This is a genomic window from Mesorhizobium sp. P3_A10, from assembly GCF_056403175.1.
In genome coordinates, this window is record NZ_JBFUFZ010000003.1 from 381839 (window position 1) to 396145 (window position 14307).

The window sequence follows — 14307 nt, forward strand, 5'->3', positions numbered from 1 at the left end:
GCGGCGCTCGGCAACTGCGGCTGCTCAGATCAACGAATCCGTCCAGCGGACGATCTGCTTGGCCGCGTCGCCGAAGGCGCTGTCGAGCGCGGCGACATAGGCCGGGTTGCCGCTGCCCGAGACAGGCGCGCTTGCGGTAAAACTCTTCGAGGCGCGGACCTCGCCGTTGCGGTCGTTCAACAGGCGCACGAACAGGTCGACCTCGGCGTGGTCGCCGCCGTCGACCCGGACCTCGAAGGAGCGGATCTCGACGATCACCTGATAGTCGATGGCCAGCCCCTCGCCGGGCTTGCCGACGCCGGCAAAGCTGCCCGAGCGCTGAAAGGTCTCGGCCAGCCGCGCCTGCACGATCAGCGGCAGCCGGTCGGCCCATTGCGCGCCCTTGAGATACTGGATCGAGCGGTCCGACGGCTTGATGACGATGTTCTGGCTGTCCAGCGCCTTGAGCGCCGACGGCTGGGCAATGAGTATCTGGCGACGGCTGTGGCCACGCGCATCGAGCGATGGCGCAGAAAGCTCGAACGTGTCCAGAGGGGCAGGCTTGCCGCCGAGCGCCGCGCAACCGGCAAGCGTCAGCGCAAGCAATGCCGCAGCCGATGTCAACCCGCCTGTTCTCACCCACACCGACTTCACGCGCGATCCCCGTTGTCCCCGGATCGTAAGATCAACCCGCACTCGCAGCTCATGTTCTTGGGGCGGGCGGGAGCCGAAGTCAACGCCGCACCCTGCCGTCATATTGCCGAACCTCGCCGTCGCCACCGGACAGGATCCGCTGCGGATTGCGGCTGAGGTCGGTCACCGCCTCTTCAATGCGGCTGATCGAACGACGGCTGTCCTGGACCAGCGCCTCGACATTCGAGAGCCCCTGGCCGGAGAACCGCGCCAGATTGTCGGTGATGACGCCGAGGCGGGCGTTCAGCGTGTCGGCGACCTGCTTGAACGACTTCAGCGTGTCCCTTGCGTCAGCCATCACGCCATCCGCCTGGCCGGAGCCCAACAGCGTGTCGACCCTGGCAAGGATGCCATCGACGCGCACCGAGGCATCGTTGAGGCGCTGCGCCAGCTGCTTGGCGTCCTTGATGGTCTCGTCGATATCGTCGGCACGGTCGGCGAACTTGCCGGTCACCTTGGCGATGTCGGCGGCGGCTTTGTCGGCGCTTTCGCTGGCTTTCTGGATGTTGGCGAGCGCCGTGCGCACCTGCGCCGGATCGATGCCGTCGAGAACGCCGTCAACCTTGGCCAGCGTGCCTTGCGTCTGTTTGGCGAAATCATTGACCGAGCCTACGGCGGTATCAACGTTCTTGATCACGCCGTCGAGCTGCCCGCTGGTCTCCTTCAGATTGGCGGTTACGGTGTTCACATTGGCGACGATGCTCTTGATCTGGTCCTTGTCGACGGCATTGAGCAGGCTTTCGGCGGCCTTCAGCGTGCCGTCGAGCTTGCCGGAAACCCCCTTCAGTTCGTCGGCCAGCGCGCTGACGCTCGACAGGAACTTGTCAATGCCGTCGGCATTCTTGGCCAAAGCATCCGAGAATGTCTGGGCGTTCTTGACGGTCTGGGTCAGCGGCCCGCGCACATCCTTGGTGAAACCTTCGAGATCGGAAAGCACCTTGTCGGCACGGGTGAAGATGTTCTGTGCCGTCTGCAGGAGATTGTTGACGGCCGAGGGGTTGGCGACGATCTCGGCGATCCTGCCTTCCTTTTCCGCCTCTTCAAGCAGGTTCGGCTCCTTGGGATCGGCGCCCTTCAGTTCGATGTTGACCTGGCCCGCAAGGCTGGCGATGCCGATATCGGCCTGCGTCGATTTGGTAAGCGGCGTTGTCTTGTCGATCTCGGTGGTGGCGATGGCGGCATTCGGATCGTTACGGTCGAAAAAGACGCGCTTGACCACGCCGACCTTGACGCCGTTGAACAGCACCAGACTGCCGGGGCCGAGGCCGGAAGCCGATCCCTGAATGCGCACGCGCAACTCCGCCGTCTCGCCCCGATCGCCGATCTGGGCGGTCCAATAGACGAAGGCGAAGGCCGCCAGGATCGCAGCCAGGGTGAAGATGCCGACAATGACGTAGTTGGCTCGGGTTTCCATTGCTTCACTTATGGCTATGCGCGCGCCGCAAGATCAAGTTGCCGGGCGCGTTTTCCGCGGAAATAGGATTTTACCCACGGTTCCTCGCTTTTCAGCATGTCGTCTATCGTGCCTTCGACCAGCACTTTCTTGTTGCCGAGCACCGCCACGTGGTCGCAAGCGGTGAACAGCGTGTCGAGATCGTGCGTGACCATGTAGACGGTCAAATCCATCGTGTCGCGCAGCTTGACCACCAGTTCGTCGAACTCGGACGCGCTGATCGGGTCAAGGCCGGATGTCGGCTCGTCGAGGAAGACGATGTCCGGATCGAGTGCCAGGGCGCGCGCCAGGGCGGCACGCTTGATCATGCCGCCGGAGAGTTCGGAGGGGAATTTCTGCGCCGCATCCGGCGGCAGCCCGACCAGCTCGATCTTGAGCAAGGCCAGCTCGTCCATCAGCTTTTTCGGTAAATCGAGATATTCGCGCATGGGCACCTGCACGTTTTCTTGCACGGTCAGGGCCGAAAACAGCGCGCCATGCTGGAAAAGCACGCCAAGGCGCATGTCGATGCGCAGGCGCTCCAAGTCGCTCATTTTTTCGACATCGGTGCCAAACAGCTTGATCGTTCCCGACTGTTTGCTAGTCAGGCCGAGGATGGTGCGCAACAGAACGGACTTGCCGGCCCCCGAGGCACCGACGAAGCCGAGAATCTCGCCGCGCCTGATATCGAGCGAAAGCTTGTCGAGAATGATTTTGTCGCCAAAGGCCACGGTGACGTCGTGCGCGGAAAGCACGATGTCGCCCTCTCCGGCATCGTCCACCACTGCACTCGCCCTTTTCCTCTTTTTCAGCAGCATGTCAGAACTCGATCGCCGCGTAGAAGATGGCGAAAAGCCCATCGAGGATGATGACGACGAAGATCGACTTCACCACCGAGGCGGTGACGTGCAATCCCAGCGATTCGGCACTACCGCCGACTTTCATGCCTTCCACGGAAGCAATGGTCCCGATGATCATGGCCATGAACGGCGCCTTGATCAGGCCGGCGAAGATGGTGCTGAGGTCGATCGCGCCGCGCAGACGGTCGATGAAAGCGGACGGCGCAATGCCTGAATAAAGCCAGGCGGCGAGGATGCCGCCACCAAGGGCGGCGAAATTGGCGACGATGGTCAGGCAAGGCAGCGCGATCACCAGCGCCACCAGACGCGGAAAGACCAGCACGCCGATCGGGTTGAGGCCGATGACCTTCAGCGCGTCGACCTCCTCGCGCATCTTCATCGAGCCGATCTCGGCCGTGATGGCGCTGCCGGAGCGGCCGGCGATCATGATGGCGGTCATCAGCACGCCGAGCTCGCGCAGGATCAGCACGCCGACCAGGTCGACGACGAAGATATTGGCGCCGAAATAGTTGAGCTGGTAGGCGCCTTGCTGGGCAACGATCGCGCCGACGATCGCCGACATCAGCACAACCACCGGAATGGCGCCGACACCCATGCGATCGATCTGGTTGAAGATCGCAGCCGGGTTGATGGCATGGCCGCGGCCGAGCTTCATCTGCGCGCCGCCGATGGTGGCGCCGAGGATGTTCATCGAGGCGAGGAAATCGTCGCGCATCTCATAGACGCGGCGCCCGACCGCCTCCAGCCCGCGAATGACGATGTTGGGCGGCCGAACGCGGCTCGATTCGGGCTCGCGCCGGACAGCTTCGCCGACGGCACCGAGCAGGATCGAGGCGATCTCGCTTTGCCCCTGCATCTTGACCTCGACGCCCTTCTTTTCGAAGGTGCTGACCAAGCGGTCGATGAGCCAAGCGCCGGCGGTATCGATCTTCTCGATCTTGGAAAGATCGAGCGCCAAGATTTTGAAATTGTTCCGTTTCTCGATTTTGCGCATTTCAGCGTCGACCAGCGCAACAGTGCGTGTCGTCCAGATGCCGGAGAAGGCGCAGCCGAGAATGTTGCCCTCTTCGCCAACCGCAACACGCGGCTCGCGGTCAGCCTCCTTGGCGGCCGTGCCGCTTGCGTCGCGTTTGCCGATGGTCAACATGGCGTCCTGTTTAGCCTGACGGGTCTGACCTGTCGATTTGCCGACGACGCTTGTCGCACAGCCGGAGCAGAAAAATATGGCGCGTGTCATTTCGGTTGAGGCCGAGCGTTTTCCCATCGCCGGGACCTTCACCATCTCACGCGGTTCCAAGACTGAGGCAGAAGTCATCACCTGCACGATCGGCGACGGCGCCCATAGCGGACGAGGCGAATGCGTTCCCTACAAACGCTATGGCGAAAGCATGGAGGGCGTGCACGACGCGATCGAGGCCATGCGCAAGCCGATTGCGGACGGGATCAGCCGCACCGCCCTGCTGAGCGCGATGCCCGCGGGTGCGGCCCGCAACGCCATAGACTGCGCGCTATGGGACCTGGAGGCGAAGATGAGCGGCAAGCCGGTGGCCGCGCAAATCTGCACCGCCGCGCCACGCGCACTCGAAACCGCCTACACGCTGTCGCTGGGTGAACCAGAAGCGATGGCGGCGCAGGCCCGCGCCAACGCGGCGCGGCCGCTGCTCAAGGTCAAGATCGGCGGCGACAACGATACGGCCCGCATCCGCGCGGTCCGGAACGCAGCACCGGCCAGCCGCATCATCCTCGACGCCAATGAGGGCTGGACCGACGACAATATCATCGCAAATCTCGCTTTTGCCGCCGAACTGGGCATCGCGCTGATCGAACAGCCGCTGCCGGCCGGCCGTGACGGCATCTTGCGCCACATCGCGCATCCGGTGCCGATCTGTGCCGATGAAAGCGTGCCTGAGGCAGAAAACCTTGGCTCGCTTGTCGGCCTTTACGATGCCGTCAACATCAAGCTCGACAAATCGGGCGGGCTGACCGCCGCACTCATGCTGCGCGACCGCGCCCGTGAACTGGGTTTTGGTGTGATGGTCGGCTGCATGGTCGGGACATCGCTGGCGATGGCACCGGCGGTGCTGCTGGCGCAGGATGCCGAGTTCGTCGATCTCGACGGGCCGCTGCTGCTTGCCCGCGACCGCGCTCCCGGCCTCGTCTACCGGGGATCGATGGTGTCACCGCCCGATACGGCGCTGTGGGGCTGAGCGCGCGGCAAAGCCGATCAGCGCCAGTCCAATCAGGGCGATCGGGATCATGGCAAAGAAACCGTCGACGCCGAAGCGGTCATAGAGCGGCCCCGACGCCAGCGTCGCCACGGCCATGAAGAAGCCGTTGGAGAAATAGGCGATGCCTTGCGCGGCTCCTGTGCGCTCTTCGGAGACCGTCTCGCCGATCATCTTCTGCAGGCCGATCAACACCATCGCCACCGAAACCGCGTGCAGGGTCTGAACGCCGAAAAACCCTGGAATGCCCAGGCCGAGCGGCCAGATCAGCGGAAAGGCGATCCAGCGCACGACCGAGCCGATGCCGGCGATGGCCATGATCGAGACCACCGAGAACGACCCGAAAACGCGGGTGAAGATCACGAACATGCAGACCTCGGACACGACCCCCCAAGCCCACAGCAGTCCAACGACCGAATCGCTGATGCCGATCGATTTCCAGTAGATCGACACGAAGCCGTAGAGAAACGCATGGCTGGCGGTGATGACGCCGACGCCGATGGAGAAATACAGGAAATACGGGTTGAGCAGCTTTGGCGCGGATTGCTGGATGTCGGTGGCCGAAAGCGGCGACGCGCGGCGGGGTCGGCCAAGGCGCGGCGCCAGCAGGCCGGCGCCAAGTTGAGCACTGAACGCCAAGAAGATGATCACCGGAACGGCTTGCGGCCCGGTTGCCGCCAGGATGAAGCCGCCGGCAACGTTGGCGCACAGATAGGAGATCGATCCCCATTTGCGCATCGAGGTGTAGTTCGAGCCGAAGCGGCGCACGCCCGACAGCGCCAGCGAATCGGCGATCGGCGAATGCGGCGTCCAGACGATGGTCAGCGCCAGCGACACGGCGAGCACCATCGCGTAGGTGGCGGGCAGGAAATAGCCGGCGGAAAGTACCAGCGACGCAAGCACCAGCGCGACATAGACATTGGCGCGGTCCCTGGCCCTGTCGGCGAGCGCTGTCAGCAACGGCGTCGTCACCACGCGCAGAAACATCGGTGCTGCGAGAATGATGGCGATCTGCTGGGCATGAAAACCCTGCGCCTGCAGCCAAAGTGGGAAATAGGGCAGATGCGTCCCCGGCGACAGGAAAAGTGTCGCGAAGATCAGGCTCATGCGCAGTTCGAAATGGCGCGGTTTTACGAGCTGTTCGGGCGAGAGCGGCGGCAGGGACATGAATCGATCCAATTACGCCGCATTCGACCGGCCGGCCAGCAACGTACAGACCCCTTAACATGGAGAAAATCGGGACGAAACCGGCTGGACCAACCGATTGGTCGCGCAATCCGCAGCGTGTTTCGCGTCAGGCGGCCTCGACCACCCTGTCCTCGATGAGCATCGGGATGAATGGTTCATCCGGAGCTTCAGGCAGGACCTGCGCCCAGTGGATGATCTCCATGTGGCCGTCAAAATGCTCGACCACGGCCGTGCAGCTTTCCACCCAGTCGCCGGTGTTGATGTATTGCACGTCCTCGTAGGTTTCGATCGCGGCGTGATGGATATGGCCGCAAATGACGCCGTCGACATGCGAGCGGCGCGCTTCCTCGGTCAGCATGGTCTGGAACGAGCCGATGAAGTTCACCGCCTTCTTGACGTTGACCTTGGCCCAGGACGAAAACGACCAGTAAGGCAGGCCGAGCAACTGGCGAAGCCGCGTTACCACCCGGTTGATCAGCATGGCCGCGTCATAGGCGTAGTCGCCGAGATAGGCGAGCCAGCGCGCATTGTGGACGACGGTGTCGAACTGGTCGCCATGGATGACCAGCAGGCGCCTGCCATCGGCGGTTTCGTGGATGGCGCGATCGGCGACGACTATGCCGCCGAAATGCACGCCCTGGAACTGGCGGGCGAACTCGTCGTGATTGCCGGCGATGTAGGTGATGCTGGCGCCCTTGCGCGCCTTGCGCAGCAGTTTCTGGACAACGTCATTGTGGCTTTGCGGCCAGTGCCAGCTTCTGCGCAAGCGCCAGCCGTCGACGATATCGCCGACGAGATAGATGATATCGGCGTCGTGGTGACGCAGGAAATCGATCAGGAACTCGGCCTTGGCCGCCTTCGATCCGAGATGGATATCGGAGATGAACATGCTGCGGAAAGTGCGGGGCTCTTCGCCAGACATCAGATTGTCACCGTTGCTTTCGCGCAGGCTATGCCCCGATTCATGCAACAACCGTATGACGGTTGCGATTGGTCCAGCCAAAGGACTAGCTTGCCGCCGATCAATTGGAGGATTTCGTCATGGATCTCGGCATTCGCGGCAAGAAGGCCATTGTCTGCGCTTCGAGCAAAGGCCTGGGGCGCGGTTGCGCCATGGCGCTGGCCGAGGCCGGCTGCGACCTGGTCGTCAACGGGCGCAATGCCGAGTTGCTGGCCAGGACCGCCGCAGAACTGCGCGAAAGATTCGGCGTCAAGGTGACGGAAATCGTCGGCGACGTTTCGAAGCCGGAGGTGCAGAAGGCGCTGCTTGCCGCCTGCCCCGACCCCGATATCCTGGTCAACAACAATGGCGGTCCGCCATTGCGCGATTTCCGCGAGCTCGACCGCGCAAAGATCCTCGAAGGCGTGACGCAGAACATGGTGACCCCGATCGAGCTGGTGCAAGCCGTGATCGATGGCATGGCGGCGCGCGGTTTTGGCCGCATCGTCAACATCACCTCGCTGTCGGTCTATGTCCCGATCCCCGGCCTTGATCTGTCGTCCGGCGCACGCGCCGGACTGACCTCGTTCCTGGCCGGCGTTGCGCGCACGGTGGTCGACCGCAACGTGACCATCAACAGCATGCTGCCGGGCAAGCTCGACACCGACCGGCTGCGCGGCCCGCATGAAGCCGGCACCGTGGAAGATCCGGCGGCGGCGGCCGCGCGCAAGATCCGCATCAGCGCCGACGTTCCGGCCAAGCGGCTCGGCACGCCGGAGGAATTCGGCCAGATCTGCGCCTTCCTGTGCTCGGTCCATGCCGGCTATCTCACCGGTCAGAACATACCGGTGGATGGTGGCCTCTATGTCAGCGCGTTCTGATCGCGCGGCGCGGAGCGCGACCTGATCGCTTCAACAGGATTTCAGCACAAGCCTCTGAGATGACTTGATTTTTGACGCTTCGCCGGCCTATTCGGCGAATGCGTCATTTGGCGTCGCGAAAAATCGCTGCCGCATGCTAAAAGGCTTCAAAGCAGGATTGCAGGGAGGCCGGCATGGAAGGCGAAAGCAAGAAGACGGCACGGTCGGACCTCGACGAAGCCGCGCTCTACTTTCACAAATACCCGACGCCGGGGAAGCTTGAGATACAGGCGACCAAGCCGCTCGGCAACCAGCGCGACCTGGCGCTTGCCTATTCGCCGGGCGTCGCCGCTCCTTGCCTCGAAATCCGCGACAATCCGGCAACTGCCGCCGACTACACGGCGCGGGCCAATCTGGTCGGCGTCGTCACCAACGGTTCGGCGGTGCTCGGTCTCGGCAATATCGGCCCACTCGCTTCCAAGCCGGTGATGGAAGGCAAGGCGGTGCTGTTCAAGAAATTCGCCGGCATCGACGTGTTCGACATCGAGATCGACGCGCCGGGGATCGAGCGCATGGTCGAGACGATCTCGGCGCTGGAGCCGACCTTTGGCGGCATCAATCTCGAGGACATCAAGGCACCCGAATGTTTTGAGGTTGAGGAGCAGTTGAAGGCCCGCATGGGCATTCCCGTCTTCCACGACGACCAGCACGGCACCGCCATCATCGTTGCCGCCGCAGTGCTCAACGGGTTGGAATTCGCCGGCAAGGCCATTTCGGATATCAAGATCGTCACCTCAGGCGCCGGGGCCGCCGCACTTGCCTGCCTCAATCTGCTGGTCTCGCTCGGTGCCAAGGTTGAAAACATCTGGGTCACCGACCGTTTCGGTGTCGCCTACAAGGGCCGCATCGACGAGATGGACCGCTGGAAAGACCCTTATGTGAAGGACACCGAGGCGCGCACGCTGGCCGATGTCATCCCGGGCGCCGATGTGTTCCTCGGCCTTTCCGCCGCCGGCGTGCTGAAGCCGGAACTGCTGCAGCACATGGCGCCAAAACCGCTGATCCTGGCGCTCGCCAATCCCAATCCCGAGATCATGCCGGAAGCGGCGCGCGCGGCACGCCCCGACGCGATGATCTGCACCGGGCGTTCCGATTTTCCCAATCAGGTCAACAACGTCCTTTGTTTTCCTTACATCTTTCGCGGCGCGCTGGACTGCGGCGCCAAGGCCATCAATGAAGAGATGAAGATGGCGGCGGTGCGGGCGATCGCAGCTCTTGCCCGCGAAGAACCGTCGGACGTCGCCGCCCGTGCCTATTCCGGCGAGACGCCGATCTTCGGCCCTGAATTCCTGATCCCCTCGCCCTTCGATCCCAGGCTGATCCTGCGCATTGCGCCTGCGGTCGCCAAGGCTGCGTGCGAGACCGGCGTCGCCACACGGCCGATCACCGACTTTGCCGCCTATATCGACAAGCTGAACCGCTTCGTCTTCCGTTCCGGCCTGGTGATGAAGCCGGTGTTCTCGTCGGCCAAGGCGTCGAGCGCCAAGCGCGTCATCTATGCCGACGGCGAGGACGAGCGCGTGCTGCGCGCCGCCCAGGTGGTGCTGGAGGAAGGTATCGCCGAGCCGATCCTGATCGGCCGCCCGCATGTCATCGAAGTCAGGCTGAAACGCTACGGGCTGCGTATCAGGCCGGGCGTCGATTTCGGCCTGATCAACCCGGAAGACGATCCGCGCTATCGCCACTATGTCGACCTTTTGATCGAACTCGCCGGGCGGCGCGGCGTGACGACGGAAGCTGCGCGCACCATGGTGCGCACCGACAACACGGTGATCGCAGCACTGGCGCTGAAACGCGGCGACGCCGACGCCATGATCTGCGGCCTCGAAGGGCGTTTCGAGCGGCATTTGCGCAATGTGACGCTCGTCATAGGCCCACGCGCGGGCGTCAAGGACCGCGACCTGTCGACGCTTTCCATGCTGATCTCGCAGCGTGGCATCATTTTCCTCACCGACACCCATGTCTCCGTCGACCCGACCGCGGAAGAAATCGCCGAGATGACGGTGCTGGCGGCGGAGGAAATCCAGCGCTTCGGCATCGAGCCCAAGGCGGCCCTGCTGTCGCATTCGGATTTCGGCTCGCGCGATTCACCGAGCGCCTTGAAGATGCGCCAGGCGGCGGCGATTCTGGCGCGGATTGCGCCCGACCTGCAGTCAGACGGCGAGATGCATGCCGATTCGGCCCTGTCGGAACATTTGCGCCAGCGCGTCTATCCGCATTCGCGGCTGAAGGGCGAAGCCAATCTGCTGGTCTTCCCCAATCTCGATTCCGCCAACATCACGCTCACCGCATTGCGCACGATGATGGACGCGCTGCATGTCGGCCCGATCCTGCTCGGCACCGACAAGCCGGCCCACATTCTGACGCCGTCGGTGACCTCGCGCGGCGTCGTCAACATGACGGCGCTGGCGGTGGTCGAAGCCGCCCATAAGGCGCAAGCGGTGGTCGATCTGGGCTGAGTTTCCTCAGCCAGGCGCGAAGCGGTAACGCCCGGTTTGTCTGAAGACGAACAAGGTGTCCTCTTCGCGGGCGCCAGCGCCGATATTATGGATGACCAGCGGCCTTTCCGGCACGTCCGTTGAACGACCTGACGAGACGATGGCGATGTGCGGCAGATTGCCTGGCAGCATCTGGGTGACCAGATCGCCCGGCTGGAAGTCGGCGGGATTCTGGCTGACCGCCAGGGAAACACCTCGCCGGCTGAAAAAGGCGGCGAGGTTCCCAACCCGGCGATGATCTATGTTGCGGTCGGTCGCTTTCAGGCCCCAAGTCTTCGGATAGGCGGCGAAATTGGCCGCCATATCCTCATGCACCAGTCTTTGCAGATCGAGCCCGAAGGCGCGGCGATAGGCGCGAACGATAACATCTGTGCAGACGCCCCGCTCCGGCGCGACATCGCCACCGGGATAGCCCAGCCGGACATAGGTCGGATCGTAGAGGGTGGTGACGCCGATCTGTTCCCGGGCGGCATCAACCAGTCGGGTGCGCCAATCCGGCGCGTCGGGCTTCTGCTGCGCCATGGCAGGTATCGCCAGGCACACGAGACCGAACTGCAGTGCGGTTCGACGGGTAATCGCGCTCACGCCAAGCCTCCGACCTCTACTGGATCCAGCCAGTTTTTCCGGGCGAATGCGCCTTTTTCATGCAGCGCTGGAATGGGCTAAAACCATCTTTGGTTGTAGATTGAGGGAACGGTTAACCGCGAATCCGGTAGCATCGCGACGGGCAAGCAAGCGGAGTTCTGGGCATATGACGGGCGGAGGGTGGAAGCTGGCACACCTTGCTGCGCTGCTCGGCGCGCTGGCTTTGTCTGTCGTCGCTGTCACCGAGCCGCAGGCGGCCTCGCGCGTTTGCCGGCAATTGGAAGCCGAGCTTGCGGCCGCTTCAAATGGCGGCGGCGGCACGGCGATACTGCGACGATACGATGATGCCATCGATCGGCAGCGCGAACAGCTTGCAAAGGTCCGCGGCCGGGCGAGCGATGCCAATTGCGGCTTTTCGCTGTTCAGCCGCAACGTCAACCAGTGCGCTGCGCTCAACAGCACGATCGAGCGCATGAATGCCAATCTCGACGCCTTGCAGGCCAAGCGCGTACGGCTCGCCGGCGGCGGTTCGCGGCGCGATCGCAGCCGCATCCTGGCCGCGCTCGATGCCAATGACTGCCGCGACGACACCGTCGCCCCGCGGCGCGCACCCATACAGGAAGCGAACCGCGACAATGGCATCGGAAATGGTGGGAGCAACGGCAATCTGTTCGAGCAGCTGTTCGGTGGCGGCAGCCACCAACTCGATTCAGCCGACACGCTCGACCAGCCCGACGATCCCGGCGAGGAGCGCAACATCCGCCGGGTGCTCAACCAACCCGGCGTCCCGGATTTCCCGAGCGTCGGCGGCGAGTTCCACACGAGCTGCGTACGCACCTGCGACGGCTATTTCTTCCCGATGTCGAACGCAGCCTCTTTGAGCGACTTCGAACGTGACCAGAAGAACTGCGAATCGGCCTGCCCCGGCACCGAAATGCAGGTTTTCTACTCACGCGGCATGGATGACGATTCGGCCAACATGACATCGTCGGTGACCGGAAGACCGTATAGCGAGTTGCCTAGGGCCTATCTATACAAGCAGACCAACATACCGCGCCCGCCGACCTGCGGCTGCAATGCGGCGCAGAATTTCGAGATCATTGGCGGCAATCCGCCGGATCCGTCGCAGGCCAATACGGAGACCACGCCGTTCGTTCCGGTGCCGGTCGCCAAGCCTGATCCGGGCGCCGATCCTGAGACGCTGGCCAATATGGAAGGCGGGCTCGACCGCGACGCGATCAAGCGTCTTTCGGCGAAACCTGTGACGTCGCCGGTGTCGGCCCTGCCGCCGGATCAGCGCAAGGTCAGGGTCGTCGGGCCAGCGTTCCTTCCCGACCCAGGAGCGGCAATAGATCTGCAAGCTCCGGCCCGGAAGGCAGTCCCGTAAGCGCCAGCCTGAGCGGCATGAACAGCGCCTTGCCCTTGCGGCCCGTCGCTTCCCTGACTTTGCCGGTCCAGTCCTTCCAGACCGTGCCGTTCCACGGTTCCTCAGGCAGCAATTCGAACGCCTGCTCCAGAAACGCGCGATCGTCATCGGAAAACTCCGGCGGCTCCCGCGGCCCCTCGTCGAGGATGCGCCACCAGTCTACTGCGTCGGCCAACGTGTCGAGATTGCCGCGCACCGCCAGCCAGAAGGCTTCAGCCTTGTCGCCGGAAATGCCGAGCACAATCAGGCGGTCGCGCGCCTCGGAGAACGGCATTTTGTGCAGCAGTGCGCGGTTGAGCACGAAAAGCTCGTCCGGATCGAATTTGGCGGCGGATTTTGACGTCGCGGCCGGATCGAAGCGTTCGGCAAGCTCGCGCATGTCATGCATCGCCACGACATTTTCCGAGGTGCCGACAAGCACGGCCAGCGACGCCACCGCCATCGGCTCGATGCCATCCTCGCGCAGGCTCTCGATCGACAGCGCGCCGGTGCGCTTCGACAGCCCCTCGCCCGATGCCGTGGTCAGCAGATTGTGGTGGCCGAAGATCGGCGGCTCGGCACCCAGCGCCTTGAACAAGGCGATCTGCACGCCGGTGTTCGTGACGTGATCATCGCCGCGGATGACATGGCTGACGCCCATCTCAATGTCGTCGACCACCGATGGCAGCGTGTAGAGATAGGTGCCGTCCTCGCGCAGCAGGACGGGATCGGAAAGCGAGGCAAGGTCGACGGTTTCTTCGCCGCGCACCAGATCGTTCCAGTGGATTTCGGTGCGTTCCGGCTGCAGCGGATCCCCGGTGAAATTGGGCAGCAGAAAACGCCAGTGCGGCCGGCGGCCATCGGCGCGGTATTCGGCGACCTGGCTTGGCGTCAGCGTCAGCGCCTCGCGGCCATACACCGGCGGCAGGCCGCGCGTACGGCGCACCTTGCGGCGGAGATCGAGCTCTTCGGGCGTCTCATAGCAGGCATAGAGGACGCGCGCCGCCTTCAGCCGCTCGACCGCCGCATCGTAAACCTCGACGCGCCGCGACTGGTATTCGGTGGCGTCAGGGAAAATCCCCAGCCAGTGCAGATCATAGAGAATGGCGTCGGCAAATTCCTGCCTTGAGCGGGCACTATCGGTGTCATCGAAGCGCTGGATGAAGCGGCCCTTGTTGTTCATGGCAAACAGCCAGTTGAACAGAGCGGTGCGCGCATTGCCGATATGAATGCGGCCAGTCGGTGAAGGGGCGAAACGGACGGTAACTGTCATGAGCGGGGCGTAACGGATGCTTTTATGGTTGACAAGACTCGCCCCCGCGCGAGGCGCCAGACATAGAACATGCCAGCCGAAATGAAAAGGCTGTGGGCCAAAGCTGCCCGGTGTGGCCCGGATAGACCGCCCATCGGCGACGGCACGCCGGCAAAACCGGGGATTCTCAAAACGTCAATCTATCCCCGTTATCCACATATGTGACACACAAGATGTTGGGGTCACAAAAGCTACGCAAACGAATCCTTGACGACGCAAACCGAGTCGCCTTTTATACGCCATGTGCTCTTGTTGAGGGCGCGACCGGTG

The 14307-nt window shown here is 63.2% G+C and carries 12 protein-coding genes; 4 read left to right on the plus strand and 8 right to left on the minus strand.

Features of this window, described 5'->3' with window-relative positions; translation table 11 throughout:
* Positions 1–24: 24 nt before the first annotated feature.
* The 4 genes from AC1DXU_RS14775 to AC1DXU_RS14790 form a co-directional block, all read right to left on the minus strand.
* A complete protein-coding gene (locus AC1DXU_RS14775) occupies positions 25–633 on the minus strand; it encodes an ABC-type transport auxiliary lipoprotein family protein (RefSeq protein WP_477369536.1) in 609 nt (202 codons plus the stop codon).
* A gap of 79 nt (positions 634–712) precedes the next feature.
* Complete coding sequence (locus AC1DXU_RS14780; protein WP_477369538.1) at positions 713–2086, minus strand: MlaD family protein; 1374 nt, start codon at positions 2084–2086, stop codon at positions 713–715.
* 14 nt (positions 2087–2100) lie between these two features.
* Entirely contained in the window at positions 2101–2922 is an 822-nt protein-coding gene (locus AC1DXU_RS14785) for an ABC transporter ATP-binding protein (RefSeq protein ID WP_477369540.1), read from the minus strand.
* A 1-nt stretch (position 2923) separates the two neighbouring features.
* Positions 2924–4111: an MlaE family ABC transporter permease gene (locus AC1DXU_RS14790; RefSeq protein WP_477369542.1), complete on the minus strand. Its 1188-nt coding sequence runs from the start codon at positions 4109–4111 to the stop codon at positions 2924–2926.
* Between the two features lie 76 nt (positions 4112–4187).
* Here AC1DXU_RS14790 and dgcA point away from each other — a divergent pair, with 76 nt between their 5' ends.
* The gene (dgcA, locus tag AC1DXU_RS14795) at positions 4188–5171 is read left to right on the plus strand and encodes an N-acetyl-D-Glu racemase DgcA (RefSeq protein ID WP_477369544.1); all 984 of its coding nucleotides are present in this window, start codon (positions 4188–4190) and stop codon (positions 5169–5171) included.
* Here dgcA and AC1DXU_RS14800 read toward each other — a convergent pair.
* Both AC1DXU_RS14800 and AC1DXU_RS14805 read right to left on the minus strand, forming a co-directional pair.
* The gene (locus AC1DXU_RS14800) at positions 5142–6356 is read right to left on the minus strand and encodes an MFS transporter (RefSeq protein WP_477369546.1); all 1215 of its coding nucleotides are present in this window, start codon (positions 6354–6356) and stop codon (positions 5142–5144) included. The genes dgcA and AC1DXU_RS14800 overlap by 30 nt on opposite strands.
* A 127-nt stretch (positions 6357–6483) precedes the next feature.
* Positions 6484–7299 carry a UDP-2,3-diacylglucosamine diphosphatase gene (locus AC1DXU_RS14805; protein WP_477369548.1) on the minus strand — a complete coding sequence of 272 codons (816 nt, stop codon included), beginning with the start codon at positions 7297–7299 and terminating at the stop codon, positions 6484–6486.
* Positions 7300–7418: 119 nt separating this feature from the next.
* On the opposite strand from AC1DXU_RS14805, the gene AC1DXU_RS14810 reads away from it, so the two are divergent.
* Positions 7419–8198, plus strand: coding sequence for an SDR family oxidoreductase (locus tag AC1DXU_RS14810; RefSeq protein WP_477369550.1), 780 nt, complete (start codon positions 7419–7421; stop codon positions 8196–8198).
* 173 nt (positions 8199–8371) lie between these two features.
* Entirely contained in the window at positions 8372–10696 is a 2325-nt protein-coding gene (locus AC1DXU_RS14815) for an NADP-dependent malic enzyme (protein WP_477369552.1), read from the plus strand.
* A 6-nt stretch (positions 10697–10702) separates the two neighbouring features.
* Here AC1DXU_RS14815 and AC1DXU_RS14820 read toward each other — a convergent pair whose 3' ends face one another.
* On the minus strand, positions 10703–11320 hold the full coding sequence (locus AC1DXU_RS14820; RefSeq protein ID WP_477369554.1) for a DUF1287 domain-containing protein: 618 nt from the start codon (positions 11318–11320) through the stop codon (positions 10703–10705).
* A 166-nt stretch (positions 11321–11486) separates the two neighbouring features.
* Between AC1DXU_RS14820 and AC1DXU_RS14825 the strand changes: the two genes are divergently transcribed.
* Positions 11487–12707 carry a DUF2865 domain-containing protein gene (locus AC1DXU_RS14825; RefSeq protein WP_477369556.1) on the plus strand — a complete coding sequence of 407 codons (1221 nt, stop codon included), beginning with the start codon at positions 11487–11489 and terminating at the stop codon, positions 12705–12707.
* Here AC1DXU_RS14825 and gltX read toward each other — a convergent pair.
* Positions 12625–13998, minus strand: a complete 1374-nt coding sequence (gene gltX, locus AC1DXU_RS14830) for a glutamate--tRNA ligase (RefSeq protein WP_477369558.1) — start codon at positions 13996–13998, stop codon at positions 12625–12627. The two genes, AC1DXU_RS14825 and gltX, sit on opposite strands and share 83 nt — an antisense overlap.
* Positions 13999–14307: the final 309 nt, after the last annotated feature.

Excerpts from the sequence above, each read along its gene's own strand:
- AC1DXU_RS14825 (WP_477369556.1), top strand. The coding sequence starts at position 11,487 with ATGACGGGCGGAGGGTGGAAGCTGGCACACCTTGCTGCGCTGCTCGGC.
- AC1DXU_RS14800 (WP_477369546.1), bottom strand. The coding sequence starts at position 6,356 with ATGTCCCTGCCGCCGCTCTCGCCCGAACAGCTCGTAAAACCGCGCCAT.
- AC1DXU_RS14785 (WP_477369540.1), bottom strand. The coding sequence starts at position 2,922 with ATGCTGCTGAAAAAGAGGAAAAGGGCGAGTGCAGTGGTGGACGATGCC.
- AC1DXU_RS14805 (WP_477369548.1), bottom strand. The coding sequence starts at position 7,299 with ATGTCTGGCGAAGAGCCCCGCACTTTCCGCAGCATGTTCATCTCCGAT.
- AC1DXU_RS14815 (WP_477369552.1), top strand. The coding sequence starts at position 8,372 with ATGGAAGGCGAAAGCAAGAAGACGGCACGGTCGGACCTCGACGAAGCC.
- AC1DXU_RS14810 (WP_477369550.1), top strand. The coding sequence starts at position 7,419 with ATGGATCTCGGCATTCGCGGCAAGAAGGCCATTGTCTGCGCTTCGAGC.
- dgcA (WP_477369544.1), top strand. The coding sequence starts at position 4,188 with ATGGCGCGTGTCATTTCGGTTGAGGCCGAGCGTTTTCCCATCGCCGGG.
- gltX (WP_477369558.1), bottom strand. The coding sequence starts at position 13,998 with ATGACAGTTACCGTCCGTTTCGCCCCTTCACCGACTGGCCGCATTCAT.
- AC1DXU_RS14790 (WP_477369542.1), bottom strand. The coding sequence starts at position 4,111 with ATGTTGACCATCGGCAAACGCGACGCAAGCGGCACGGCCGCCAAGGAG.
- AC1DXU_RS14780 (WP_477369538.1), bottom strand. The coding sequence starts at position 2,086 with ATGGAAACCCGAGCCAACTACGTCATTGTCGGCATCTTCACCCTGGCT.